At 35.1% G+C, this 26,461-nt stretch carries 22 protein-coding genes, 1 tRNA gene and 1 pseudogene; 10 read left to right on the plus strand and 14 right to left on the minus strand.

Annotated features, from left to right (window positions below; translation table 11 throughout):
- Positions 1-12: 12 nt before the first annotated feature.
- From R2I74_RS03985 to R2I74_RS04010, 6 genes are all read right to left on the minus strand, one after another.
- On the minus strand, positions 13-540 hold the full coding sequence (locus R2I74_RS03985; protein WP_316354090.1) for a potassium-transporting ATPase subunit C: 528 nt from the start codon (positions 538-540) through the stop codon (positions 13-15).
- Positions 537-2,564, minus strand: coding sequence for an HAD-IC family P-type ATPase (locus R2I74_RS03990; protein ID WP_316354091.1), 2,028 nt, complete (start codon positions 2,562-2,564; stop codon positions 537-539). Before R2I74_RS03990 ends, R2I74_RS03985 begins: the two co-directional genes overlap by 4 nt.
- A 57-nt stretch (positions 2,565-2,621) precedes the next feature.
- Positions 2,622-2,963, minus strand: a complete 342-nt coding sequence (locus tag R2I74_RS03995; RefSeq protein ID WP_316354092.1) for a DUF2610 domain-containing protein — start codon at positions 2,961-2,963, stop codon at positions 2,622-2,624.
- 336 nt (positions 2,964-3,299) lie between these two features.
- Entirely contained in the window at positions 3,300-4,040 is a 741-nt protein-coding gene (locus tag R2I74_RS04000; protein WP_316354093.1) for an inositol monophosphatase family protein, read from the minus strand.
- A gap of 37 nt (positions 4,041-4,077) precedes the next feature.
- Complete coding sequence (efp, locus tag R2I74_RS04005; protein WP_316354094.1) at positions 4,078-4,647, minus strand: elongation factor P; 570 nt, start codon at positions 4,645-4,647, stop codon at positions 4,078-4,080.
- A gap of 100 nt (positions 4,648-4,747) precedes the next feature.
- Positions 4,748-4,824: transfer RNA gene (locus R2I74_RS04010), tRNA-Val, on the minus strand.
- A gap of 101 nt (positions 4,825-4,925) precedes the next feature.
- On the opposite strand from R2I74_RS04010, the gene cmk reads away from it, so the two are divergent.
- From cmk to hemC, 8 genes are all read left to right on the plus strand, one after another.
- The gene (gene cmk / locus R2I74_RS04015) at positions 4,926-5,591 is read left to right on the plus strand and encodes a (d)CMP kinase (protein ID WP_316355286.1); all 666 of its coding nucleotides are present in this window, start codon (positions 4,926-4,928) and stop codon (positions 5,589-5,591) included.
- A gap of 75 nt (positions 5,592-5,666) precedes the next feature.
- Positions 5,667-7,394, plus strand: coding sequence for a 30S ribosomal protein S1 (locus R2I74_RS04020; protein WP_316354095.1), 1,728 nt, complete (start codon positions 5,667-5,669; stop codon positions 7,392-7,394).
- 325 nt (positions 7,395-7,719) lie between these two features.
- On the plus strand, positions 7,720-9,000 hold the full coding sequence (gene murA, locus R2I74_RS04025) for a UDP-N-acetylglucosamine 1-carboxyvinyltransferase (RefSeq protein WP_316354096.1): 1,281 nt from the start codon (positions 7,720-7,722) through the stop codon (positions 8,998-9,000).
- A 340-nt stretch (positions 9,001-9,340) separates the two neighbouring features.
- Positions 9,341-10,891: a hypothetical protein gene (locus R2I74_RS04030; RefSeq protein ID WP_316354097.1), complete on the plus strand. Its 1,551-nt coding sequence runs from the start codon at positions 9,341-9,343 to the stop codon at positions 10,889-10,891.
- Between the two features lie 383 nt (positions 10,892-11,274).
- Complete coding sequence (gene trmD / locus R2I74_RS04035) at positions 11,275-11,979, plus strand: tRNA (guanosine(37)-N1)-methyltransferase TrmD (protein ID WP_316354098.1); 705 nt, start codon at positions 11,275-11,277, stop codon at positions 11,977-11,979.
- Between the two features lie 50 nt (positions 11,980-12,029).
- Complete coding sequence (gene rplS / locus R2I74_RS04040) at positions 12,030-12,389, plus strand: 50S ribosomal protein L19 (RefSeq protein WP_316354099.1); 360 nt, start codon at positions 12,030-12,032, stop codon at positions 12,387-12,389.
- Positions 12,390-12,589: 200 nt separating this feature from the next.
- Complete coding sequence (locus R2I74_RS04045) at positions 12,590-13,483, plus strand: S66 peptidase family protein (protein WP_316354100.1); 894 nt, start codon at positions 12,590-12,592, stop codon at positions 13,481-13,483.
- Position 13,484: 1 nt separating this feature from the next.
- The gene (gene hemC, locus R2I74_RS04050) at positions 13,485-14,387 is read left to right on the plus strand and encodes a hydroxymethylbilane synthase (RefSeq protein ID WP_316354101.1); all 903 of its coding nucleotides are present in this window, start codon (positions 13,485-13,487) and stop codon (positions 14,385-14,387) included.
- Between the two features lie 269 nt (positions 14,388-14,656).
- Here hemC and R2I74_RS04055 read toward each other — a convergent pair whose 3' ends face one another.
- Genes R2I74_RS04055 through grpE form a run of 4 tightly spaced genes read right to left on the minus strand, consistent with a single transcriptional unit; the run spans position 14,657 to position 17,911 of the window.
- Complete coding sequence (locus R2I74_RS04055; RefSeq protein WP_316354102.1) at positions 14,657-15,115, minus strand: hypothetical protein; 459 nt, start codon at positions 15,113-15,115, stop codon at positions 14,657-14,659.
- 27 nt (positions 15,116-15,142) lie between these two features.
- Positions 15,143-16,186 (minus strand): AI-2E family transporter, encoded by a 1,044-nt coding sequence (locus R2I74_RS04060; RefSeq protein WP_316354103.1) that lies wholly within the window; start codon positions 16,184-16,186, stop codon positions 15,143-15,145.
- Between the two features lies 1 nt (position 16,187).
- Positions 16,188-17,354, minus strand: a complete 1,167-nt coding sequence (locus R2I74_RS04065; RefSeq protein ID WP_316354104.1) for a hypothetical protein — start codon at positions 17,352-17,354, stop codon at positions 16,188-16,190.
- Complete coding sequence (gene grpE / locus R2I74_RS04070; RefSeq protein ID WP_316354105.1) at positions 17,351-17,911, minus strand: nucleotide exchange factor GrpE; 561 nt, start codon at positions 17,909-17,911, stop codon at positions 17,351-17,353. Before grpE ends, R2I74_RS04065 begins: the two co-directional genes overlap by 4 nt.
- Before the next feature lie 94 nt (positions 17,912-18,005).
- Here grpE and rph point away from each other — a divergent pair, with 94 nt between their 5' ends.
- Positions 18,006-18,728 carry a ribonuclease PH gene (gene rph / locus R2I74_RS04075; RefSeq protein WP_316355288.1) on the plus strand — a complete coding sequence of 241 codons (723 nt, stop codon included), beginning with the start codon at positions 18,006-18,008 and terminating at the stop codon, positions 18,726-18,728.
- Positions 18,729-18,965: 237 nt separating this feature from the next.
- Positions 18,966-19,826 (plus strand): DUF1189 family protein, encoded by an 861-nt coding sequence (locus R2I74_RS04080; protein ID WP_316354106.1) that lies wholly within the window; start codon positions 18,966-18,968, stop codon positions 19,824-19,826.
- Positions 19,827-19,923: 97 nt separating this feature from the next.
- On the opposite strand, the pseudogene R2I74_RS08285 reads toward R2I74_RS04080, so the two are convergent.
- The 4 genes and pseudogenes from R2I74_RS08285 to R2I74_RS04095 all read right to left on the minus strand — a co-directional run.
- Positions 19,924-20,183 (minus strand): annotated as a pseudogene (locus tag R2I74_RS08285) (transposase); the annotation flags it as partial.
- A 161-nt stretch (positions 20,184-20,344) separates the two neighbouring features.
- On the minus strand, positions 20,345-21,643 hold the full coding sequence (locus tag R2I74_RS04085; RefSeq protein WP_316354107.1) for an MFS transporter: 1,299 nt from the start codon (positions 21,641-21,643) through the stop codon (positions 20,345-20,347).
- A 480-nt stretch (positions 21,644-22,123) separates the two neighbouring features.
- Positions 22,124-25,159 carry an efflux RND transporter permease subunit gene (locus tag R2I74_RS04090; protein ID WP_316354108.1) on the minus strand — a complete coding sequence of 1,012 codons (3,036 nt, stop codon included), beginning with the start codon at positions 25,157-25,159 and terminating at the stop codon, positions 22,124-22,126.
- A gap of 4 nt (positions 25,160-25,163) precedes the next feature.
- Positions 25,164-26,381 (minus strand): efflux RND transporter periplasmic adaptor subunit, encoded by a 1,218-nt coding sequence (locus R2I74_RS04095; protein ID WP_316354109.1) that lies wholly within the window; start codon positions 26,379-26,381, stop codon positions 25,164-25,166.
- Between the last annotated feature and the right edge of the window lie 80 nt (positions 26,382-26,461).

A 26,461-nucleotide genomic window follows, 5' to 3' on the forward strand; every position in this document is an offset into this window, starting at 1 on the left:
TTTTGGTGCAATCTAATAATTGTCAAGTTTTGAGTTTAATATAGTTACGTTCACTATATCCAGAACAAAAAATGGCGTTGATGCTTTAATGTTATAAGTATTAATAATATTTTCCAATATGTGTAAGGGTAATTTTCTGGCGATTGCTATCTTAGGGGCTTGGTTCATTGCCTCCTTTTTTGTAATGTAAGGATCTAGCATAGAGTTGGATGGAACAGACATTATAATATCGCTACCTATAGATTGATTTTTTACTGCTGGCGACAGTAATTTATTCCAAAATTCTTCATTATAAAGCGCAACGTTACACTGATCTTTAAAAATTAATTGTGGGCGACCATAAAAATATCCTTCTGATGCGTAAGATTGACTCAATAAAAAAGACCCTCTAACCATCCCATTTTTATCATGAATTAAATTTCCTTTAGCTTCATTAGGCCATAATTTATGCCCGACAGCGTAAATAATCAGGCTGTAACAAATAATCACTATAACCATCAATATAAATAGCAAGCTACTTATTATAAAATCTTGTTTCATACCAGGCCAAGCCAATGCACAAACATATCAATCATTTTTATAAAGATAAAAGGTGATAATATACCACCAAGACCATAGAGCAAGAGATTGCTCCATAAAGAGTGTTTACTATAATATATTGGGTTGCTAAAGACGATAGGTATCAATACTAGAGTTACCAAGGCATTAAACATTACCGATGATAAAATTACGCTATCCAGTGAATTAAAATAAAAAAGATTTAGTACAGATAAAGATGGAAAGGCGGTGGTGAATAATGCTGGAACTATAACAAAATATTTTGCTATATCAGCGCCTAGGGAGAATACTGTTAATGCGCCAAGCTTGATAGCCATAATTCTGCAAACATTGCGTATATCAAGTATATTGGCAATATTATTATTGGATAACACTACATTACTGGCACTCTTTACAGATTCAACACTACGATCAAAAGCAATGCCTATATCAGCTTGTGCAAGTGCGGCTATATCTCCGACACCATCGCCATACATTGCAACGGTATAACCTTGTTGTTGTAAATTTCTGATGAACTCTAATTTTTTTTCTGGTGTTACTTCGGCGTAATATGCATGCATACCTAGTTTTTTAGCAATATAGCCAGCAATATTTGCATTATCTCCTGTTAGCATAATGGTAAGGATACCATCATCCTGTATTTTCTGAATTTGTTTTTTTATCTGTTTTCTTAGTTTATCACGTAGATGGATGATCCCAAAAATCTTATGATTTAACGTTACTAATAAAACGGAGCCACATACCTCAGTGATATCTCTGATTGCCGTTCGTATATTCTCTGGCAGTAATTTTGGATACAGTCCAAGGTATTTACAAATTTCAGTAATACTTCCTTTGCGGATATCAAATTCTTGGTATAGTTTGTTTTCGTTTAAAAAACCAGGAGGATAATAATAATCGCAGCCACTAATAGGGTGAGTCGCAGCAAAAGGTAAATATTGGTATTTGGAGAAGTCGATATTGGGAACATCTTCCTCTAACTGATGTTCAGTAAAATGTTTTATACTTTCTCCTTCAGTAGTATCATCAAGGACAGAAGATAAATAAAGTATGGTATTAATGAATTTTTCTGATAGCTCCTGGTCTACAGCTATAAAATCAACCATCTCACGTTGTCCAACTGTTATCGTGCCGGTCTTATCTAAAACTACTACATTAACGTCTACGGCATTATCTAATGCTACTTTGTCACGAATGATAATATGTTTTGTCTTTAATGCGCCAGTACCATACATAATAATGGCATGTTGTAGTCCTGATAGAGTAGTAGGCAGTAAAATGACTACCATATCTAATAAGTAGATAATGGGTATTTTTATCCCAGAATAATCTGCAATTGCTGCAATACTAAATAATACAGAAATAAATAGTACCCCAAGCCCCCAAATAATCCTTTGTAAAGCTATTTCATTTGATCCTTGTTGTCGTTCAATATTGGAAAGTAATTTTGTTAATTTGGCGAAAAAGGATTTGCGCCCAGATAAAGTTACTTTCATTATTAGCCAATCACTGCTTTCGATAAAACTACCGGTAACTAGTCTATTGCTATAATCATCATGACTTTTTAATGTTGGTGATAGTGCTCCAGTGCTATCGGTCTCATTAACATACCCAGTTCCAGCAACAACTACCCCATCAAAAGGCACTATTTCTCCTGATAATAACAATATTAGATCGCCTGATTTAATACTGCTACATTTCACTTCTATATATTTTTTATGGTAATCATTATTGATATCATTAATGGCAAAGATTTTTTTTATAATTTTTTCTGATTTATTATCATTGTTAACCGAAGCATTTTTGCTCCATCTTATTTCTACTAATACTTCAGCTAATTTTGCAAAAAGTATAGTCATCCATAACCAAAAAGTAATTATCATCGATAATTGATAATTACTTTCTTTAGCATAATATTGAGATATTGTTAGTATAGTGGCTGTAAAAGCTATCACCCATACTATCATTAGTATAGGGTTACTACGTAGAAGCCACGGACTACTCATCTTAATCAATATACGTGAAATAATATCTATCACTTTTAGTCACGCAAGCATGAGGTTTTAATTATTTTTAGATTCTTCCTGGTCAGATTTATTGGTATTTGACGTGCTATCATCATTATTACTATTAGTGTTACCTTCTTGTGATGGTTGTTTATCGTCTGTTGCTGTACCAAGAGCATACACACACAGTTCTTCCAGAGAGACATTATTTTTATTAGCAAGTTCTTGTAATTTAGATATCGCATCCATTACGTCAGCTGGAACTGTCCCGCCACGTTGTTTTGATAACCAATCAGCTTGAAAATGCAAAGGATGATGAGCTGCTTCTGGTTGTCCAATATAAATTGAGAAAGGTGATAACTGACCGCCAAAGTCACAATTAATAGTAAATTTTTTCATAAAGTTTACACCGATGCAGTAAATTGTAGAATATTCAATAACACTGTAGTTAAGAATGTTCACGGAAACCTATGCTTCAAGTTAAGAAAAAGAAGCGAGCTGCCACCGTCGTCATTGCGAGACGAAGTCGAAGCAATCCAGAAAATGAACGACATATTTTACTAGATTGCTTCGACCACTATCGTGGTCTCGCAATGACGACGGTGGAGAGCTCAAGCAAGGCTGTTCGTATTGTCCTTTTTCTTCACTTGACGCGTAGGTTTTCCGCAAATTTTCTCCTGTTGTACAATTTTATTAAATAAAATTGTACAACACTATGTTAGATTAGAAAGTACTTTAAATAATAAGTGGTTTAATTTTTTCTATCAAATGGTTGTTTGAGGATAACATGCCGCATTTCGTTGGTATAAGCATACCGCCACTTTCTCGTATTATAAGGGAGAATGCTGCTTTTAAAGTGTAATCAGTAGTTGTGCTGTAAAAAATATCACATTTACCAGTAGCAAACATAATCAGATTATAACACTCAGAGCCAAAGCATCTAACGTTTTGTGATATCTTTAAACCAGTGGTTATATCATTAGTAACTACTACGGCTTGTTCTATATTACTGCAGCCAGAGGCGCGTAGTCTGGTAACTTTGCTACTAGTTCTAGAATCCGCTTCACTCCAAACGCCGCCACCTTTTTCAGCATAATAAACTTCATTAAGCACGGGAAAATTTATAATGCTAAAGATGGGAACAAATTCTTGCTGTATTTTTTTTAAATAGGTAACTGTAATTCCAAAAAACGGTAAGCTTTTACCAAGATTTTGTATTCCCTCTATAGGATTAACAAATACTATTATTGTTGCCTGGTCATTAACCGAATATTTTTCGTCGGCAAAAAATAAAAATTGATAATGTTTTTGTAATTCTTCTTTCAAGAAATTTTTAGTACGTAGATAAGAGTTTGTACAAAATTCTTGAGTACCGCGACTAGAGTTTTGTAGCATTTCCAGTTCAAAAAAATCTCTTTGTAAAAATTTTGTGGCTTTACGAGTTGCGGTGATTAGGGAGTTTATCGTTGGTTGCATCTATGCTCTTTAAAATAATAGTAAAATTGGGAGAGATCTATTGTTTTGCTCTCTCAACAAAAGTTACATCTTCCGTCTTAATAACAATCTTTTCGCCAGTGACTAGATATGAAGGCACCATTACTTTTACACCATTAGTTAAAATTGCTGGTTTATAAGAAGAAGTAACGGTAGATCCTTTTATTACCGGACCGGTTTCAGCAATCTCAGCAACGATGGTGTGTGGCAGTTCTGCCTTAATAGGGGTTTCTTCATAAAATTCGACTGTAACAACCATATTATCGCTAAGAAAAGGTAGTTTGTCTCCTAGGATTTTCTGGTTTATAAAAATTTGTTCAAAAGTTTCATTGTCCATTAACACTAGATTATCATCTTCTGTATATAAAAATTGTAAATCTCTTTGTTCCAGTTGAGCTCGTTCGACATAGTCAGAAGAACTAAATCTTTCAATAACTTTAGTTCCTGCTTTCAAGTTTTTCATTTCTACTTGCACATAGGCTCCGCCTTTACCAGGTTTGGTATGTTCTGGTGTTTTACTGACAACCCATAAATCACCTTCATATACTAAAATGTTACCTGCTCTGATTGAATTTGCTGAAATTTTCATGAAAAATCTATTATTTAGTTGCTTGAATTTTTAGATTAAATAAATCTCTAAATTAGTGTAATTATACTGCTCAACGCTTGCGAATTGATTTAAGATATTATGGTGGGCGATAGTGGACTCGAACCACCGACCTTTACGATGTCAACGTAATGCTCTAACCAGCTGAGCTAATCGCCCTAAACAGAACTAACTTCTACCGAAAACTTAGTAAAATTTCAAGTTTAATTTGCATTAAATAAAAAACTTGCTAAAAATACCTTAAAAAATACTATAATATGATAATACGCTTAAAAACTAGAGCCTTTGATTTGCAGCATCGTTTTGTTATCGCTCTTGATGGTCCTTCTGCTTCTGGGAAAGGGTTGATTGGAAAAATGCTTGCGCAATTTTTTAGCTTGCAATATTTTCAGTCCAGCCTGTTATATAGGGGGTTAGCATGGATGTGCATCAACGCGGGAATAGACCCGGAAAATAAGCTGGAGGTAATTAAATTATTATCAACCGATCCGGATATTTTGCTAGTTACGGCTAAAGCCGATTTAAGTGACGAATATGTCGGAGAATATGCCTCAAAAATTGCAACTATACCTGAGGTAAGAACAGAGCTGAATAAATATCAAATAAAATTAATTGCTGATATCCCTCGAATTATCATGGAAGGCAGAGATATTGCCACGGTGATTGCGCCAAAAGCTGATTTAAAAATTTTTCTCACAGCTGACGTTGCTATAAGAGCTGAACGACGATATAAACAGTTGCAGCTTGAGGGCAAAAAATATATACTTGATGAGATTAGGCATCAGTTGATTACAAGAGATTTACGAGATCAAGAGCGTAATATTGCGCCGTTAACTCAAACTGCTGATGCTTTAGTTATAGATACTTCAAATCTTATGCCGGATGTTGTGATTGCTAAGATTGAAGAATTTATTTTAACCAGATAGCTAAGTGCTGTCTTTGTATTAACCATTAATCACATTATGTATGTTAGCAGGCGTACTAACATATCAGAGAATAATATGCAAAAAATAAAAAAGAGATTCATTCCACAATTTGTACATCTTACTGAGTCTCAAGAGGGGCTAGAAGATTTTGCGGCTTTGCTTGAGCAAGTAAACACTAGTCATGTAAAAGAAGGGACGGTGGTTAAAGGGCAAGTAATTAGTGTCGAGAAAGATGTAATAGTAGTTGATGTTGGTTTGAAAAATGAGGGTAGAGTCCCTAAAGAAGAATTTGCACTATCAAAAAATCAACAGTTTCCACAAATTGGTGACATTGTCGATGTGTATGTTGAAAAAATTGAAGGTCGCAACGGCAGAACTATCTTAAGCCGAGAAAAAGCTATAAGAGAAGAATCATGGGTACATTTAGAAACCGCATGTGATAAGGGTGAATTCGTTGACGGCGTGATCTTTGGTCGGGTTAAAGGTGGTTTTACTGTCGATCTTTCTGGGGTTGTAGCGTTCCTGCCTGGAAGCCAGGTGGATGTGAGACCGATAAAAGACATGTCGGCACTGATGGGTATTGTTCAACCTTTCCAAATACTTAAGATGGATAAAAAACTTGGTAACATTGTGGTATCAAGGCGTGCTATTTTAGAAGAATCGAGATCAGAAGCTCGTGATGAAATGTTGTCGAAGATTAAAGAAGGTATGGTTCTTGAAGGCATAGTAAAAAATATTACCGACTATGGAGCTTTTATTGATTTAGGTAGTTTAGATGGGTTATTGCATGTCACTGATATTTCCTGGAGTAGAATCAATCATCCTTCTGAGATACTGGCATTAGGTCAGAAAGTAAAAGTTATGGTCATTAAGTTCCATGAAGATACCAAGCGTATTTCTTTAGGAATGAAACAGCTTGATGATAATCCATGGCAGAATATAAAAGAAGAATTTCCTGTCGGCAAAATTATGACTGGTAAAGTAGCTAATATTGCAGATTATGGTGCTTTTATTGAGCTAAAAGATGGAATTGAGGGGCTAGTACATTCTAGTGAGATTAGTTGGATTAAATCGACGCAGCATCCTAAAAAACTGTTAACTATTGGTCAGGAAGTGCAATTTATAATCTTGGAAATAGATACAGATAAACATAGAATATCACTAAGTATTAAACAATGTAATGAAAATCCTTTAGTGAAATTTGCCGTTATCCATCCTGTAGGTAGTATTGTACGTGCTCCAATTAGAAATATTACGGATTTTGGGATGTTTGTTGCAATTGATGAAAATATTGATGGCATGGTACATGAAACTGATATTAGTTGGGATGGTAAAGGCACGGAACTATTAAAATCTTACGCCAAAGGTGATGTAGTAGAGTGTAAAGTCCTGTCAATTGATATTGAAAAAGAACGTATTAGTTTAGGGATCAAGCAATTGAAAGAAGAGCTTGTTGAAGTTGATGAGTTGGATGAGTTTAAAAAGGGTCAAGCTCTTACCTGCGTCGTAACTGCGATTAAAGAAGATGGTATAGAAGTCAATATCAATGATAAAGCAAGCGGAGTGATTAAAAAAGCAGAACTTTCTAGCGATAAAATCGATCAAAAACCAGAAAGATTTGTAGCTGGAGATAGAGTGGATGCTAAAATAATTTCTGTCGATAAATCTTCACGTAAAGTAGTTTTATCAATAAAAGCGCTTGAGATAGAAGAGCGTACAAAAGCTATAAAAGAATATGGTTCTGCTGATAGTGGAGCAAGTCTTGGTGATATACTGGGGGTAGCATTAGGTAAAGATCACTAAGACTCGGTCAAAATCAGGAATTGGCGTTGTCGTTCCCGAAGATCTGCGGTGCGAAACAAACAAGTGTACGCTCCGCTCCTCGACTTCGGAACTCCTAGCTCTTCCTGATTTTGACCTTCGTCTTACCATCAATATGTTTCAAAGAGTTTGACGATTATAAATAAGGCGCGTCATTGCGAAATCAGCTTTGCTGATTGAAAATCCCCACAGGAACGACATGTTTTACTGAATTGCGGCCACTAGTGTAACCTCGCAATGACGTTTTATATCGTCTCCTTTCCTTAACTTGATGCGTATGCTCACGCATCACATCAATTGAGTATTTATGGATAGTATAGTTATTGTGGGCGGTACTCCACTTAAAGGTACTATAGAGGTGAGCGGTTCTAAGAATGCTGCTTTGCCAATTATGACTTGCGCAATGTTAACTGCAGACAAGTTAATATTACATAATGTACCTAGGCTTGCAGACATACGCACCATGAAAATTTTGCTTGAACAGCATGGGGCAATAATAGAAGTCCATAATAATCATAAGAGTTCAACCCTTATTATTGATTGTAGTACCATTAATAACCTTACTGCGCATTACGATATGGTGCGTAAAATGCGTGCTTCCATATGGGTGTTAGGGCCGTTGCTTGCTAAATTTGGTACAGCAGAAGTTTCGCTTCCTGGGGGATGTGCTATTGGTGCAAGACAAGTAGATCTACATTTAGCTATACTTGAGTCTATGGGTGCAATAATTGAGATAAAGCATGGATATATCTATGCTACTACCAATGGTCATAGGTTACGAGGAGTACATTTTTGTTTTAATAAAGTATCGGTAGGAGCTACTATCAATGCGGTTATGGCAGCAACTTTGGCAGAGGGGACAACCTTGTTGTCTAATTGTGCCCAAGAGCCAGAAATAGTTGATTTGTGCAACTGTCTAAACAAAATGGGAGCCAATATTATTGGTATAGGTACTAGTGAGCTGGAAATTATAGGCTCACTTTCATTACATGGTGCTGAATATAGAATAATGTCAGACAGAATTGAGGCCGGTACATATATGATAGCAGCCTCAATTACTAAAGGCGATGTAACTATTCGTGGTATAGATTATCATATAGTAGAAAATCTGGCGTTAAAATTAACTAGTGCTGGTGTGTTAGTTAAGCCAACTGATAATGGCATTATAGTACGATGCACTGATACGCTCAGATCAGTAGATATGCAAACTCAGGTCTATCCTGGATTTGCCACTGACCTACAAGCACAATTTATGAGTCTAATGACTGTGGCTCAAGGAGTATCGGTGATCACTGAGAATATTTTTGAAAACAGATTTATGCATGTTCCAGAATTAAATCGGATGGGTGCTAATATAACAGTTAACGCCAACACTGCTGTAGTGCGTGGAGTAGGTCATTTAAGTGCTGCTGAGGTAATGGCAAGTGATCTTAGAGCTTCAGTATCATTGATACTTGCTGGCCTTGTAGCGGTCGGAGAAACAAAGGTACGCCGTGTGTATCATTTGGATAGAGGATATCAAGCTTTAGAAGAAAAATTGGCTAGTTGCGGAGCTCAGATAAGAAGAGTAGCTGGTGATACAATATAGAAACCTCTTCGAACACGCAAAGTCATCCCGACACAATTGTGAACGAGCCGTAGGCGAAGTGCGGCAATCTAAAATAGCACGAAGAACTTTCTTTTATACTAGATTGCTTCGATTTCTCTAAATCTACAAGCAGGCAAGCGACCTTAGTATATCTAGAGTCAGTTAGGTGGTGACGATGCTATTATATTGGCTTTGATAGTTCTTTAGTTACTCTAAGAGTGCTTTGCAACAGTTTTACTTATTTTTAATATAATCTATTGTTAGATTACGAAATTTTTAAGACTATTGTGTCATTTTAAATTACAATGACTTAAGAAAAAATTTGTTAGAGACGGATATTATGAAGAGTAATAGTGAAGATAATAGTAATACATTACCAGAACCTAAAATTACCGAAGATAGGAGCTATGATAAAAAATCTCCAAAACTAGTGTTAGAGGAGCTGCGAGGAAAATCTTTTGCCCAAGAAATAGAGAATGACAAAGAAAAATCTGCAGTACTTTTGAATAGAGCAAAACAAGCTGAAGCATTACTTGGAGCGGATGATCCCATTACCAAGCAGGAACAAAAGTCAGTAGATGTTTATAAAAGAGCTTTGGCATTAATAGGATCTGGTGGGTTGCAAATTAATGGCAATAATGCCGGAGAGAAACAGTCGGGAGCTGAGAATAATTTACCAGTATCTTCATACTTAAGTCATGGAGCGCGGGTGATGATTGAAATTCCACCTGGTAGTGGTGATGATTTGATAAATTGGATGACTTCCGGTGATAAAGATAAAAGTGGAATGTCAAGAAAACAAAGTCAGCAAGGAGCAATTGATGAAGATAAAATTGTATATAACCGATCCGCTGCTACTCATGATGTTACTATTAAAGAAAAGGTAAATGAGAACGGAGAAAAAGAATTTTCTTTAAAAGAAGAAAAAGGTTTTACTATAGGATTAAGGGATTTTGTTGGTAATCAATTTGGTATGAAAACTAACCATTTTGGGGTGGATCTTGCGATGAATGCTGAATTTAACGGCAAGGATTCTGAGGGAAAAATTGTTGGTAGACCGGATGGAGATCATGGGCATTTATATATTCACTATATCGCACCAGAGGGTAATAAACCTGGAAGCATATTGATCGGTATTGAAGGTGGGGCTCCAACTTCACACAAACACTCCAAGACTGGAGCATCTGATCCACTAAGCCCGGTTGATAGTTCAAAGTTTGATGATGTGGCTACTAAAAAGGCTATTGCTGGTGAAAAAGAATATGAGAATACCCTAGTACCTAAAAAATATGGTGGTATGGTTGTTAAGCTAGATCAGGAGAAATTAAATGATATAGTGAAAATAAACGCCAAAGATCTTGATGGTGGATTAGCGTATGTTAAGCCAGGTACATCTCCTAAAGACTTTCTAAATAAATTAGAAAATAAAGAATATCATAAAACTCCGAAATTGCAAGAATCAAAAAAACAAGAGCCTACTTTAGAAAAGCCCTCAATGTGGAAGAAAATTGCCAATGTAGTGACTAAAGTTGTAACTTTAGGAATTGTAAAGCCATTTCAGAAAGAAATTGATGCGTATAATGCTGAGCACAAAACACTTAAAACTCAAGCTAAGGTTCAGGCAAAAGATAGTGATAGAGTTGGAGATAGAGCTAAAGTTGAACAACAAGAAAAATCTACTAATGTTAGTATCTCAAGTCCTGATTTAACAAAGGATAAGACTATAACGCGTTCCAACTCAATGGATTCGATAAGTACAGAGGCAAGCTCTTTGGGTGACAGATTACGTTCTGGATCACAAAGTCCTCCTGGTAATAATAAGGATAATGTTAAAAAAATGGACGAAAAAGTACAAAAAAAGGAACCTTCTTCTGATATAGGAGGTAGGTAGGCTTTAAAATTACGTAGATTGGGGCTTGGGTGGGTCGATGTCACTTATGTAATGATGGCGAATTTGTCTGGTTTTATCTTTGCACATGTATTAGTATATAGCAAAGCCAGTTGGATTATGGTACGTTAATGGAAGAGCGAGGTAGATTACTTTGTTGCGCACAGCTGAGACGCAGCATATTTGACGTACCATAATCCAACTGGAGAAGCTATACATAATATATATGCTTACGCAGGCTTGTCATAAAATCCGTCGGTCATAAACTAAAACGGCCTAGATTATATCAGTTGTTGGCAGCATTTTTAGCGATTTAAGTATAGTTGAGTTGCAAGTAAAATCAATTTTCACAGAGCCTAAGCTAATTATTTAGGTAATTTTTCATTATGGTGGTGTTGCATACCTCTATTATTACTCTCTTTCCAGAAATGTTCCCAGGATCATTGCAATATTCTCTAGCGGGACAAGCGTTGCGTAAAGGGATATGGTCGTATGAAACTATTAATCTTCGTGACTTTGGCATAAGTAAGCATAAAAATGTTGATGATGTAGCTTATGGTGGAGGACATGGTTTAATTATGAGAGCCGATGTGTTGGGTGCAAGCATCGATCAGGCAATGTCGAAATATCCTGATAGTAAAGTATATTATCCTTCTCCACGAGGTAAATTGTTGAACCATGGGTTAATACAGGAAATTATCAATGAAAAAGAAATAATAATTTTATGCGGGCGTTTCGAAGGGATTGACGAAAGGGTAATAGAAGAATATAATGTACGCGAAATAAGTATAGGCGACTATGTGCTTTCTGGTGGCGAGTTGGCGGCACTGGTAATTCTTGATTGTATGGTTAGATTATTGCCAGGCGTAGTTGAAAATCAAGCAACTTTGCAATCAGAGTCTTTTGAGCCAAGCGGTGAGTTTAATGGTTTGTTGGAATGCCCATTATATACAAGGCCTTTTGAGTGGAGAGGGCGTTGTGTACCTGAAGTGCTAGTATCAGGACATCACGAACGCCTTAGAGAATGGAAAAAAGAACAATCTACGTTAATTACCAGCAAACGTAGGCCAGATTTATTAAAAAACAAGTAAAAATTCAACTAATTATAATATGGCTGATATGGCTGAAGGAGAAAAAATAAATGAATATTATTGATCAGTTTGAGCAACAACAAATTACAAAACTTACTACAAATAAGGTGATACCTGAGTTTAAAGCAGGCGATACAGTAAATGTAAGTGTTAGAATAACAGAAGGGACTACAGAAAGATTACAATCATATGAAGGTGTGGTAATCGCCAGGAGAAATAGGGGGCTTACTTCTTCTTTTGTAGTGCGTAAAATTAGTCATGGTGAAGGAGTGGAAAGAAGGTTCATGATTTACTCACCATTGGTGCAAACTATCACAGTAGTTAAGCGTGGTATAGTAAGACGTGCAAAGTTATATTACCTCAGAGAAAGAAGTGGTAAGGCTGCTAGAATAAAAGAAAGACTTAGATAATTGGTGCGCTTAGTTAAGGTCTAGCAAATTGAGAATATTCGCAAACCTTAAGAAAAAGGACGATATAAACCGTCTTACTTGAGCTCACACGTCCTTTCTCTCAGCTCAGACGGATTTCCACTCGCAATGACGTTCATATCGTCTCTTTTTTCTTAACTTGATGCGCATGGTTTATTCACCAGAGCGGAACTTAGCTAACAATGATTGTTTTTAATAGAACTACAGATTTTGTAGCAATTATTGCCCCAGCCTCTAAATGTGATGAGGCAGAAGAAAAATTAAATAAGGCTCAAAAACTTCTTAGCTCTCAGGGTTTAAAATCAATATTTTTTCCAGATATTTTTTCTGGAGATATTTTTCCATTTTTTGCAGCAAATAAAAATATAAGATTAAAAAATTTACAACAAGCTCTACTGCATCCAGATGTTAAAATTATTTGGGCTTTTCGTGGAGGCTATGGATGTAGTCAAATAATTTTTGATTGCCTGGATTTATCACCTGTAGGTACAAAAATTTTAATTGGTTATAGTGATATAACAGCTCTACATTCATTATTTAATCAGCATTATAAAATACCAACTTTGCATGCTTCAGTATTAACCTCTGTATTATCAAAGCAACAGCATGATTTTGACTTGATCATGAATGCTTTAGCTGGCGGCGAGATTAAGATCAAATTAGAACCAGTCAATGTTTTAGATCATCATGATGTAAGTGGTGAAATCATTGGCGGTAATTTAACAGTGTTTTGTAACTTGCTTGGTACAAAGCTACATCCTGTAACTAATGACAAAATTTTGTTATTAGAGGATGTTAATGAAAGTGCCTATCGTATCCATCGATATCTTGTGCATTTAAAAAATGCTGGCATCTTCGATAGTTTAAAAGCAGTGATTTTTGCTGATTTTATTCATAAAGATCAAGATATTCAGCAAACAATTCAACATTTTTGTTTTAGTGAAATTAACAATATTCCAGCTTATCATGCTGGAGGTATAGGTCACGGTATTGTGAATTATCCAGTAGTTTTAGGAGAATTGGCCTGGATTAAAGATCAACAGCTTACTGTTAAGAACCCCTTTAGGTTAGTGTAATATGATTATTAGAATAGGCACCCGTAAGAGCAGATTGGCGCTGATTCAAACTGATCTTGTGATACAGCAGATAAAATCATCTTACCCCGAAGTAAAGTGTGAAATTGTAGCCATTACTACTACTGGTGACATGATTTTAGATAAGCCATTATATGAGATTGGTGGCAAGGCTTTATTTTTAAAAGAAATAGAAACAGCTTTGCTTAATTATAAAATTGATATTGCGGTACATTCATTAAAGGATGTACCAGGTCAGTTACCTTCGGGGTTAGTATTAGGAGCTGTATTAGTAAGAGAAGAAGCCAATGATGTATTAATTAGTCTAAAAGCTAGTTCAATAAAAGAGCTACCACAGCATGCAATAGTTGGTACTTCTTCCGTGCGTCGTAAAATATTTTTACAAAATCTTAGGCCTGATTTAAATATTGTAAATTTTAGAGGTAATGTTGAATCAAGGCTAAATAAGTTAATGCAAGGTGAAGTGGATGCAACAATTCTGGCTTTAGCAGGACTAAAGAGATTGGATATATTTAATAATAATTATTGTCATGTAATACCGATTGAGCAAATGTTGCCGGCGGTAGGGCAAGGAGTAGTAGCGGTTGAAATTAGAGAAAATGATAGGTTAATGCAAGAGGTTTGCGATAAAATTAGTCATCATGCTACTTGGCAATTAACGCTATTAGAACGGGCATTTATGGGGTATCTAGATGCAAGTTGTAAAACACCATTAGCCGCGCATGCTGTAGCTATTGATCAAGATCAGATGAATGCATATTTTATGTTGGCAGATATACAAGGAGATAACGTATTATTTCATCAGCAACAAGGTAAAATTAGCGAAGCTTTTGATATTGGCATTGCTAGCGCTAAACAATTGAGTAAACATTTGTGTCGTTATTAACATCATGTAGTCATTCTTAGAACCGCTCACCGCTGCTATATTATTTGCAAAATACACAAACTCTGGAGTTTTATAATTTAACGATTGATGCATTCTTTGTCATTATAAACTCACCACCTTACGCACGCCATCTACCCAAGCTGGAATTACAAAATTTATACAAATTAGCGGCTTGTGCGTAAGGTGAGTCAATAAGTACCTAGTGCTTACTCTCCAAAATCAATATAAACCTCAGCTTATATTGACCTCAAGATTTATTATATCCGATATTACTCCTTCATAATATATTCTTGAAGTTTATAATAAATCCTAATTAACTCTTGTGAAAAATAATAGGTTTGGTTTAAAAATAGCGCTGTCAGTTCCGGGTGTTCTGGGTATTCATGAGCTAGATTATTACGTAATTCTCGAATCGCTTGCCAAATATCTTTGTTTTCAATTATATTAAATTTTTCAAGCCTATGTAATTTATCAAGCATGGTCAAATTTTTATAATTCTCATTTGCTGTTTCAAAGAATAGATCGATTACTTTACTTCCTATATAATCCTGAAGTTTTGAGAAACGGTTAACCATTAATTCAATAACTAAAAACTCTTCTTCACTAAGATTTTGTATTTTTTCTGCAGTAAAAGGTATTAAATTAGATAATTTTTCCCGTGCATAAATTATCCTTTGTTTATGGATATCAGCAATTTTTATGATTTCATTTTTTATTAATTTATTCATGTAATTTAGGTGATATATAAGTAGTAACTAAGACTTATAAATAGCACTAGATTTATAAACATCAATAGCATAGCACAATAGTACTTTGATAATTCCAGCAATTGGTATCGCAAAAAATATTCCGATAAACCCAAATAAATTGCCGCTTGCGAATACTGAAAAAATAATCCACAATGGATGTAAGCCTATTTTACTGCCAATAATTTTGGGAGTCATAATATAGCTCTCCATAATATGTCCAACAACATACAGAGCAATAATATAAACAATTTTTATGGTGCAACCAAAAGTAAAATAGCCAATTGCAATAGCTATAGCTATAGAAATTACTGTTCCTATAATCGGAACAATGATTAATACCCCTGAAATAATGCCTAATAATAATCCAAAATCTATTCCGATAATCGATAATCCTATACAATAGAAAGCAGCAAGTAGAAAACAGATGTTTAACTGCCCTCTAACATAAGCAGATAATAATTGGTTTATGTTTGATAACAAAATATTTATTTGCTCTTTTTTAGCCAGTGGTAATAATCCTTCGAGATGTTTAATAATTTTTGGCCAGTCACGTAATAAATATAACAAAATAATTGGCACCAGAAAAAGTAGCACCAAGACATTAATGGTAGCCATAGTATACTCCCAAATGTTATTTACTATTTTTCCCAACATGCTCATAGTATTGTTAATAAAAGTTTGGCTAGAACTTTGAATTTTATCGGCAATAGTTGGATCTATTGTATGAAGTTTATTGGTAAGCTGTGGGATTAACTCGGTTTGTAAGTATGTTTTATATACTGGGATTTTACCAATCAGTAACGCAATTTGATGATATAATAATGGCAGCACTAGAGTTAGTAATATGATAACACTACTCAAGAAAATAATAAGAATAGTGTAAACAATTATTGGTCTTGGGAATTTATATTTTGTATATAAATTATCAATTAATGGTTCTAATATGTAAGCAAGAGTAAAAGCAATAAAAAAAGGTAATATAGTATTGGCAATTAATATAGAGAAAATTGTTAGCCCTGAGATAAGTAGTAACCAAAAGATTATCTTCAACTTAACCACCACCTTTTATTACATCTATTAAACTATAGAGATTTCCGTACATTTTAAAGCTAAGACCATTTAGATAAAAACTTTCTGCCAGTTTATAATCATTACTTTTAGTAAGAATAGTCACTTTATATTTTTCATCATAATTATGAGCTATTGAAAAGCTCTCAAGGTCACTAACATTTTGTAATTTATCTTTGATTCGAGTCAGCTCATCTTCAGTAAAAGCTTCAAGGTCTAGAATTATTGTTCTAATATCATCTTCTACTATCTTAGTAGTAACTAGTTTAGGTTTTGGTGCTTCGTTGTCAGAGATAATGACAAGATCTTGAGCATCATTATTGCTAAAGCGCCCATATTTATTCAGTACGTTTTTTAACACTGTATCTATTGTCTGCGTAACTTCACCCAGATTATTTAAAGGATAACTCTGGTTAGATGTGGTTTTACCATTATTATCAATTATTATATATTTTACGTCCATTACCGCAGCACCAGTATTAATATCGGTGAAATACTCGCAAACTATTAGCATAACTTTTTTTAGCAGTGTAGCAGGAAATATATCTAGAAAGTTCGAAAATGATAAAGTTAATACATTATCTGTATTAATCTTTTTTACTAAACTTATAGACGATTTTGGATAAAATAACTTTGCTTGATCTAAGATATTTCGATTTTTTGACCATTTCTTGTTCCACTCTTGATCAGCATCCCAAAGTGTTAGGATATTTTTTTGTTTTGAAATTGGTAAAATTAAATATTCATAAAAGCGATCTTTTACTGAATTATTGCCGTATTCAAATAATAGTTGCTGCACAGGATATAAATTATATTGGTAAGTTACAGTTGCTTTATACAGATTGTCAGTTTCTGTAACATTTTTAGCCGCTACAACAGTAAAAACATTTTTAAGTTTTAAATATGGGACAGCAGTTACAGCACTGGCGTTAATACCCAGCGTATCAGCAACCATAAAGAATGCTCGTTGCATGCCTTGATTTTGAGCCTTGATTTTTGACTCATATTTATTGTTTCCCTGTGCTTCAATATATAATTCTGAAACTTCAAGGCTTGCATTGGCAGCATTGATAAAAAACATGCATATACTAATAATAGTAAGCATATTAATTTTAGTATGCAGGATTATTTGTTTATATAATTTTTTCATTCATCAGCTTTTTTTGCGACTGTCACCATAGCCGGCCGTAGTAATCGATCTTTGATTTTATATCCGGCCTGCATTGTGCCAATTATATTATCGTGATTATATTCATCTGTCACTATTTGTGAAACTGCATGGTGTAAATTATAATCAAATTTCTCACCAGGAAGCGGAGCTATGGATTCTAAACCATATTTTTTAAATATTGACTCCAATTCCCGCTTAGTCATATCGACACCAGCAATAATATTCGATAGAGACTCCTTGTTTTCCTGAATTTTGTATTCCAACGCTCGACATAAATTATCCATAACTCCAAGCAAATCTTTGGCAAAATTAGTGATAGAATAGTCTTTGCTTTCTTCTAACATCCGATCATAGCGACGTCTTACATTCTCAGACTCAGCTACTGTACGTAATAACTGATCCTCCAACAATGCTATTTTATCCTGTAAGACATCAATTGTGTCCATGGATTCTGATTGATCTATTGAGTCAGAATTATTTTGATTATCCTCTTTACTTGCTGGTTCATGATCTTTTACTATTTCGTGATTTTTCATAGCTATCTGTCTTTTTTATTGCAACGATTTTTCATTCTAAGATATAGTACTGACTATTATATTTTCAAGTAGTTTTAACATGAGTAACGATTTTATGCGACATTTAGGCAGAAAAAACAACGAATTACGACCTGTAACCATTGAAACCTCAGTATTAAAACATGCTGAAGGCTCATGTTTAATAAAATGTGGGAACACTCATGTGCTTTGCTCAGCAACTCTTGATGCCACAGTTCCATCTTTCTTACGAGGACAAAATCAAGGTTGGGTGACAGCAGAATATAGTATGTTGCCAAGGTCAACAGAAACGCGTATAAAGAGAGAAGCAGCTTTAGGCAAGGTCTCTGGACGCACACAAGAAATTCAACGTTTAATAGGACGAGCTATGCGAGCCGCTGTGGATCTTAAGCTTCTTGGCGAGCGGCAAATTATCATTGATTGTGATGTAATTAATGCTGACGGTGGAACAAGAACCAGCGCTATTACCGGTAGTTATATAGCATTACATTTAGCTATAGCTAAGTTAATGGATAAAAAAATACTAAAAGTTAATCCTTTAACTCAGCAGGTAGCCGCAATTTCCTGTGGTATATACAATGATACTGCTATAGCTGATTTGGATTATATAGAAGATAGTAATGCTCAGGTAGATGCAAATTTTGTTTTTGCTGGTAATGGCAGCCTTATTGAAGTTCAGGCTACAGCAGAAAAAAAATTTTTCTCTGAGCAGCAATTAACTCAAATGCTGGAATTGGCAAAGTTAGCTACCTCGCAGCTATTTATGATTCAGAATCAAGTGTTATTGACAGTTTTGTAGCAGTGAGGCCATTTTCACGATTTTTAAAATTGAACGTTACTAGACGTTCTTATGTCGTCATTGCAAGAAAGTTTGCGCAAAACTACGACAAAGCAATCTAGAAATTAGCCCAAAGAGCTGATAAAGACTGGATTGCCACGCGAACCAAAGGTTTGCTCAAAGCTTGACGATTTTTAAAATGACACAGTTCAGTGAACACTCCCCTCACTTTAGATTTTTAACTAATTTACCACTATTATGATACTACGAATAAATATTATCTCATTTGTTAAAACACTATTTAGCCAATTATGGCTTTCAGTGAGTTCAGTTGATTTTTACCAAAATGTTTATCACTCATACAAAGGATACGGGTTAAAGTATATATTTACTCTCTCACTATTCTCGTCTTTAATTTATTGTGCTTTTTTCTTAAATTATGTTGTAGCTTTCAAAGAGTATTTTGTACATAACACAATATCAAAAGATACAGAAACCTTTGAGTACATAATGCAACAATTACCAGAACTTGTATATGACGGTATGAACATCAAAGCAGAAGCAGAAACCCCAGTATATTTAAAGGATAAAAATAATAATGTACTTGCAGTACTAGATCCTAATAATCAATTGCCACATGTTGATAAAGAAAAGATTCCAATAATTTTTACTAGTAGTAATATATTAATCTTCTTCTTTGAGGCTAATGATAAGAAACGTATATCTATTCCTATAGAATACTTCAGAATACTTGGTGTCGATGCCAAAATATTGAATGAAGCTACCTTAAAAAAGCATTTTGCCAATATTTTTGTTAATGCACCAACAATTTTTATCTATATATTAACGCCTCTTGTAGTATTAAAACGGTTTATTGGTATTTTACTAGATAAAAGTTTAACCATTGTTTTGGTTTACCTATTGACTAATTTATTAGGCCCTAGAACTAATATGAAAGCTTGTACACGTTTAGTACTGTTTGCTGGTGGAGCAACAACATTAATACAACCTTTGGTGTGGATGATTTTACCAGAGCTTGAGATTCTAGTTTTTATTTTGCAGATGTGGACTAATTTCTTATTGTTTTTAGGGATCGTCAGAATACGTTCTGCAAAGTAGCATCTGACTATTTTACTTCAAGTTCTTATGATTATGTCCATCCAGGCTAAGGTTAATATAACATTTATGTATGAGCCAACATTTGCTACTTTGATAGTTATATAAACTCCAGTTGCCAATTAATATGCGCAGCTAATTCATCTAACTGTAGCAAAGATTTAATTGAAGGCTTTTGTTCTAAGCAACTGATAATTGATTAGACATGCTACCATATGACTAAAAGCGTTTGTAGGCGATCTATGTCTTGAATGCTCCAGTTTATCAAGAAGTTTTATCCTGCCAATAACAGTTTCGACTAGAGTTCTTTTGAGTAACATTAATTTATCAGTTTTTCATATTCTTTTTGATTCTAGTCAAGCGAGGTAGATTACTTTGTTTCGTACAACCGAGACGTAGCATATTTGGCGTACCATAATTCAACTGGAGAAGCTATACATAAAATTTGTTTACATCTACCCTCTAAGCACAACGGTACAATTACCTGCAGAGGTAGAGTTTGTGAGAGAGGTCTTTACCTTTTAGCTTAAATTACCTGCTTCTATTTCAAGTTTTTCAAAGTGAAATACCGCGAATCCAAATCCAATACATACCGGAATCATAATAACCAGTAATCCCCAATGACCAAAATATTCAACTAAATAAACAAGGCCAAAAGAAGTGATAACATGCATTATAGCACGTGATAAAGCAAACATTAAGCCAGCATAAGTAAAACGTTTAAAAATAGGAATATGACTATACATAACAGACATCGCTGAAGCAGCACTAAGAATGAATAGCATGATAAATGACTGAATTAAAAACAAATCATTCGCAGTTTTAATATTAGATAACAAATATGGACAAATTAAGATAAATATTGAAAATATAATTAATTTTACTTTAATAATTTTTAATGGATGAATTCTATAGCTTAAATAAGTTATTATTAGATAGCCTAATAAATTCATCATTGACACTATAAAATTTTGATGAATAACCTGTTCAGCGCTATAGCCAAAAGAATCTTTAAGGATATGTCCACAGTGAATATATACAAAATAAAAGCATACGGGCCAGCTGCATTGTATTAGGAACAAGGAAAGTAGTGTAGTTTTATTGACTTTTTCTTGAAAAGTAGGATAATTTAGAACAGCCTCTATATGCTCCGGGGTTCGATTAAGCACTTCAAGATATTTTTTAGCTTTTCGTTTAAAATCAACAAAATCAGGAGTTTCTCTTAAACGAGTTCTGGCTATGGCTCCAATAACGGCAACACCTGCTCCAATCCAAAAGGCAATTCGCCAATTAAAACCAAAAGAAGTCACTAAAGAAGCAACTCCTAATGCAACATTTCCTCCTATAACAGAGAAAACCGCAATTAAGGTTGTAACCGGATATTGCACTGGCGGTTTAGTAATCTCAGTCATGTAAAGCTCAGCTCCTACTATTTCTCCCATTGAAGACATCCCTTGAACGACTCGGCATATCGTTACTATCCAAGCAGCGGTGATACCAATTTGTTCATAAGTTGGGAGATTAGCCATAACAACACAGGAACAAGCCATCATTGTTGTTGTGATAATAACAGTCGCTCTACGCCCTATATTGTCTCCTATGTAACCAAATAATAGCGCCCCTATTGGTCTGGTAACAAAAACAGAACAAAAAGCAAAAGCAGAGATTAATTTAGCTGCATGAGCATCTGTTGCTGGAAAAAATAACTCATTTAGAAGAACAGCCATATGCACATAGAGCATTAGGTCGAAATATTCTAGAAAAGTGCCTATTGATAATAATCCAATACATTCTTTTTGTTCTTTATTTAAACCTAGCATATCTGTATTTTTATTGATTATTAAATCGTAAGTTTAATATATAAGAAGAATTTAATCTAGTATAAAAATACATAATATTTAAAAAATTGAATTTATAGTTAAAACAGTTGAATTAGCTTTTAATTTTATGAAGTCATCATGATGAATTCATTAGACCTCTTCGTAGCTGTTCCAGAGCAGCATCTTATTAATTATCGATTTCGAACACGCAATGTCATCCGTCATCCTAATCATGCCTTGAACTTGTTTCATGGGTTGTTTCGGAACCATCAGTTCAAGGTGATATTATGCTAACTCAACCTAATCAACTATAATATAGCTAAAGTTAGAGTTAGAGTTAAATGGTGACAGTTAAAATAGGTGGGAAGCGCAGCAGTGATTTACTTTGTTTTGCATAACCAAATTCTGACAAATTTGACTGTCACCATCTAGGCATAAGATAGTTTTTAACTCTCTTGCTGTAGATCACAATAGAGAGGTCTATTCTACAACCTTAAACCATGCACAATATAAGGCTGGTAAAAACACTAGCGTAAGTATTGTAGCGACTGCAAGCCCACCCATGATAGCATAGGCCATAGGTCCCCAGAATACTGTGGGAGCAATTGGAATCATTCCTAGAATTGCAGCTGCCGCAGTCAGAATTACCGGACGAAAACGATGCATTGTTGCGGCAACAACAGCATCCCAGTGTGGCAAGCCATGAGCAATTTCAGTTTCAATTTGATCTATAATAATAACTGAATTACGAATAATCATACCAATCAAGGCAATAATTCCTAAAATAGCCACAAATCCTAATGGTTTGTTAGCAATCAACAGTATAGCAACTACTCCGATTAGGCCTAAAGGTACTACGCTTAGGACTAGAATAACACGTTGGATGCTTTGTAACTGTATCATCAGCAGGGTTACCATAATTATAGTCATTAATGGCACCACAGCCGCAACTGCAGCCTGAGATTTAGCACTCTCTTCAGTTGAACCACCGGTCTTAATATGATATCCAGCTGGTAATTGAGCATTAAGTTCTAAAATTTTAGGTTGTAGCCTTTTCACCACAGTTGCAGGTAAAACTGCTGCAGTAGTGTCAGCTTGCACAGTGATAGTAGGCAGACGATCTCGACGCCAAATTAAAGGATATTCCTGTTCATATTCCACCTTGGCAACTTGCATTAATGGAACCTTACGTCCACTTGAAGTGGAGATCTGTAGCGTACTTAAAGAATCAAGTGAGACACGCTGCGAAGCTTCTGCTCGAATTACTACATCTATTAAATAAATACTATCGCGTATTTGAGTAATTTTCATTCCAGACACTACTGCATTTAATGCAGCAGCCAGATTTTCTGAACTGATACCCAGAAGTTTTGCTTGATTCTGATCAACTTTGATTCGTAATACTCGCGCTGGTTCGATCCAATCAAAATTAATATCTTGAACTTGTGATTCTGAACCAATAATTTCAGCAAGACGATAAGCTATATCTCTGACTTGTTCCAAATCATGACCGCTTACTCGATATTGCAGTGGCCAACCAATAGGCGGCCCCATTTCCAAAGGCATGATGCGGCTATTTATTGCCGCAAATTTTTCTTTAAATTCTTTTTGTAAATAACTTCGCACACGTTCTCGTGCTTCGATATTTTTAGTTACAACTACTGTTTGAGCAAAAGATGGGTTTGGTTGAGCGGCATCTAGCGGTAAATAAAAACGGATTGCACCACGACCAATATAAGAGCTCCAACGCACAATATCAGGATTATTTTCCAGTAATTGTTCCAGTTTTGCTACTTCTGCAGTGGTAGCAAATATAGAAGAATTTTGTGGTAGTTGCATATTTACCAGCAGTTCTGGACGATCAGATGATGGAAAAAATTGCTGAGGAATATACTTCATACTTGCAATTGAGATTATAAATAATGCTACTGTGATACCGATAGTTCTTTTAGGAGCACGCATTGCCAACAATAAAATGGTACGAAAAAATTGTGATAATTTACTTTGTTGTTGATCATGATGTTGCAGCTTATCCGGAAGGATAACCAGACCAATTATTGGAGTAAACACTACTGCTACAAACCAGGAAGCAATCAAAGCAATACCAATCACCGCAAATAAGGAGAACACATATTCACCAGCAGAGCTACGAGAAAAACCGATGGGTATAAATCCTACTACCGTAACAAGTGTGCCAGTAAGCATTGGAAAAGCGGTGGAAGTATAAGAAAAAGTAGCTGCACGAACTTTATCCCAGCCTTCTTCCAGCTTCATAATCATCATTTCAACGGTAATCATTGCATCATCAACAAGTAACCCAAGGGCAATAATTAATGCTCCTAAGGAAATTCTTTGCAGATCAATAGACATAAGTTCCATCACCAGAAAGACTATGGCTAATACTAATGGAATCGAGCAAGCAACTACCGCTCCTGCGCGTAGGCCAAGGCTTAAGAAACTTACAAATAGCACGATCATGAAAGCTTCTTCTAATGCCTTCATGAACTCAGCAATGTTTTCTTCTACTACTGTAGGTTGATTAGCTACCAACTGATGTTCAATACCAATTGGTAAGTCAGCAGTAATGGATTGCATTGCTTCTTTAACATTTTCACCGAGAGCTAAAATATCTCCACCTGCAGTCATAGAAATAGCAAGGCCAATAGCAGCTTTTCCATTAAATTTAAATAGAGTTTGAGGAGGATCGATATAATCTCTTTTGATAGTTACAATATCACTTAATGGAAATAATTTACCGTTTATATTAATATTCACCTCACGTAGATCTGCCTCTGACTGGAATCCACCGGAAACTCGTAATAATATGGTTTCATTTTCTGTTTGCACCACCCCTGCTGGTTTTACAGAATTTTGTGCTTGTAACATTTGAATAAATTCCATTGGTTTGAGACCAAGGCCAGCCAGTCTCCTGGTAGAAAATTCAAGGTAAACCTTTTCATCCTGATTGCCTAAAATTTCTATTTTTGATACATCTGCTATTTGTAAAAGTTTGGAGCGTATATCTTCAATATAATCCGTTAGTTCGCGTCCAGAAAAACCATCGGCAGTAAAAGCATAAATAATGCCATAAGTATCACCAAATTCATCATTAAAGAATGGTCCTACTACTCCTTGCGGTAAAGTGACGGCGATATCATTAATTTTCTTACGCACTTGATACCAGCAGTCTGGCACCTTGGCTGCTGGAGTAGAGCCTTTTAAATTAACAAAAATAGTTGATGATCCTGGAGTAGTAAAGCTACGTACAAAATCTATATTAGGAGTTTCTTGTAGTTTTTTTTCTAAACGTTCAGTAATTTGGTTCATGGTTTCATCAATGGTGGCTCCAGGCCATTTTGCCTGGATCAGCATGGTTTTAATCGAGAAAACAGGATCTTCATTACGACCAAGGCGCTTATAGGACATAATCCCGGCGATTGTTAACATAATCATCAGGTACCATACCAGTTCGCGATGATTAATAGCCCATTGTGAGAGATTAAAGCGCTCTTTCATTATATTACTTACTACTGTCTAATAATTTAACTTGTTGTCCAGGGTATAGCGAGTGAACTCCTGCTGTTACCACGACTTCACCATTTTGTAGACCTTCAGAAACTATAATAGAATTCTGGGTATAACCAATTATTTTAATATTTCTTAAGAGCACTGTACTACTATTGGGATCAACTACCCATACAGCTGGGCTTGAACTAGATTTATTCAAAGACATTACTGGTAGCTCGATAGCCGAACCTTTGCTTAACACTACACTACCGGTAACCGTTGAACCAAGTTTCATTGCTTCTGGAGGATTAGTTAAGCCTACTTTAACGGTAAAGGTACGAGTAAGAGAATCTGCTTGTGGAGAGACTTCTCTGACACGTCCAATAGTTTTAATACGAGGGTCAAGGCTTAAAGATACTTCTACTGATAAATCACCATCAGGCTTATTTTGAAATAATTGTTCTGGCACATTAAATACAGCGTCTCGTCCTTCATCGGTAGCTACACGCATGATGGCTTGTCCGGTTCTCACTACTTCTCCAGCCTCGGACATAACTGCCGTTATTACCCCAGCTACATCAACTTGTAAATTAGTATATTCAAGACGGCTCTGTACTTGGTTTAAATTAGCTGTAGCTGCTTCAACTTTTGACTGTGCAGATTGTAATTGTGTGGCAGCATCCTCATATCTTGCATTGGTGACTACGCCTTTGCTTAGCAGGGTTTTTTGTCGTGCTTCATTACTAATAGCTTGTGTCAGTAAAGCTTGAGCCGCACTAAAATTTGATTTAGCAGTAATAAGATTATCTTTGGCATCTTGTGGATCAATACGAGCAACAGTTTGTCCTGGGGTAACCATATCGCCAACTGAAACCAAGCGTTCGATCAATTTTCCATCGATACGAAAGCCAAGTTCTATTTCATTTTTTGCTAAAATTTCGCCAGTTAAAGATAATGACTGTCCCGCAATTTTATGTTCAACTTTAATAGTGCGTACCGGGCGTACAACTTTTATGTCAGTTGGTTTAGGATGATTATTACCTGAATAAGTTATAGCTATTATAATTATGCAAGCGAGAAATATAATAATTTTACGCACGCCTATTTTCTGCACTAATTCATTATCAGTAAATTTATTAATTAAGCGGTAGCCATATTGAAGTAGTGGCATTTGGATAATGATTTTTTGATGATTAGCTGATAAAGATATCATTCTGAGGTTGAATTTCATCTTATTTTTTAGTTATATGGAGTAATTAATAATTTAGCTAAGCTAATGGTGGCAGAATTATTACAATAACTTATGGGAAA

This window comes from Candidatus Trichorickettsia mobilis (assembly GCF_963422225.1).
GTDB lineage: Bacteria > Pseudomonadota > Alphaproteobacteria > Rickettsiales > Rickettsiaceae > Trichorickettsia > Trichorickettsia mobilis_B.

Excerpts from the sequence above, each read along its gene's own strand:
- R2I74_RS03985 (WP_316354090.1), bottom strand. The coding sequence starts at position 540 with ATGAAACAAGATTTTATAATAAGTAGCTTGCTATTTATATTGATGGTT.
- R2I74_RS03990 (WP_316354091.1), bottom strand. The coding sequence starts at position 2,564 with ATGAGTAGTCCGTGGCTTCTACGTAGTAACCCTATACTAATGATAGTA.
- R2I74_RS03995 (WP_316354092.1), bottom strand. The coding sequence starts at position 2,963 with ATGAAAAAATTTACTATTAATTGTGACTTTGGCGGTCAGTTATCACCT.
- R2I74_RS04000 (WP_316354093.1), bottom strand. The coding sequence starts at position 4,040 with ATGCAACCAACGATAAACTCCCTAATCACCGCAACTCGTAAAGCCACA.
- efp (WP_316354094.1), bottom strand. The coding sequence starts at position 4,647 with ATGAAAATTTCAGCAAATTCAATCAGAGCAGGTAACATTTTAGTATAT.
- R2I74_RS04020 (WP_316354095.1), top strand. The coding sequence starts at position 5,667 with ATGCAAAAAATAAAAAAGAGATTCATTCCACAATTTGTACATCTTACT.
- murA (WP_316354096.1), top strand. The coding sequence starts at position 7,720 with ATGGATAGTATAGTTATTGTGGGCGGTACTCCACTTAAAGGTACTATA.
- R2I74_RS04030 (WP_316354097.1), top strand. The coding sequence starts at position 9,341 with ATGAAGAGTAATAGTGAAGATAATAGTAATACATTACCAGAACCTAAA.
- trmD (WP_316354098.1), top strand. The coding sequence starts at position 11,275 with ATGGTGGTGTTGCATACCTCTATTATTACTCTCTTTCCAGAAATGTTC.
- rplS (WP_316354099.1), top strand. The coding sequence starts at position 12,030 with ATGAATATTATTGATCAGTTTGAGCAACAACAAATTACAAAACTTACT.
- R2I74_RS04045 (WP_316354100.1), top strand. The coding sequence starts at position 12,590 with ATGATTGTTTTTAATAGAACTACAGATTTTGTAGCAATTATTGCCCCA.
- hemC (WP_316354101.1), top strand. The coding sequence starts at position 13,485 with ATGATTATTAGAATAGGCACCCGTAAGAGCAGATTGGCGCTGATTCAA.
- R2I74_RS04055 (WP_316354102.1), bottom strand. The coding sequence starts at position 15,115 with ATGAATAAATTAATAAAAAATGAAATCATAAAAATTGCTGATATCCAT.
- R2I74_RS04065 (WP_316354104.1), bottom strand. The coding sequence starts at position 17,354 with ATGAAAAAATTATATAAACAAATAATCCTGCATACTAAAATTAATATG.
- grpE (WP_316354105.1), bottom strand. The coding sequence starts at position 17,911 with ATGAAAAATCACGAAATAGTAAAAGATCATGAACCAGCAAGTAAAGAG.
- rph (WP_316355288.1), top strand. The coding sequence starts at position 18,006 with ATGCGACATTTAGGCAGAAAAAACAACGAATTACGACCTGTAACCATT.
- R2I74_RS04080 (WP_316354106.1), top strand. The coding sequence starts at position 18,966 with ATGATACTACGAATAAATATTATCTCATTTGTTAAAACACTATTTAGC.
- R2I74_RS04085 (WP_316354107.1), bottom strand. The coding sequence starts at position 21,643 with ATGCTAGGTTTAAATAAAGAACAAAAAGAATGTATTGGATTATTATCA.
- R2I74_RS04090 (WP_316354108.1), bottom strand. The coding sequence starts at position 25,159 with ATGAAAGAGCGCTTTAATCTCTCACAATGGGCTATTAATCATCGCGAA.
- R2I74_RS04095 (WP_316354109.1), bottom strand. The coding sequence starts at position 26,381 with ATGAAATTCAACCTCAGAATGATATCTTTATCAGCTAATCATCAAAAA.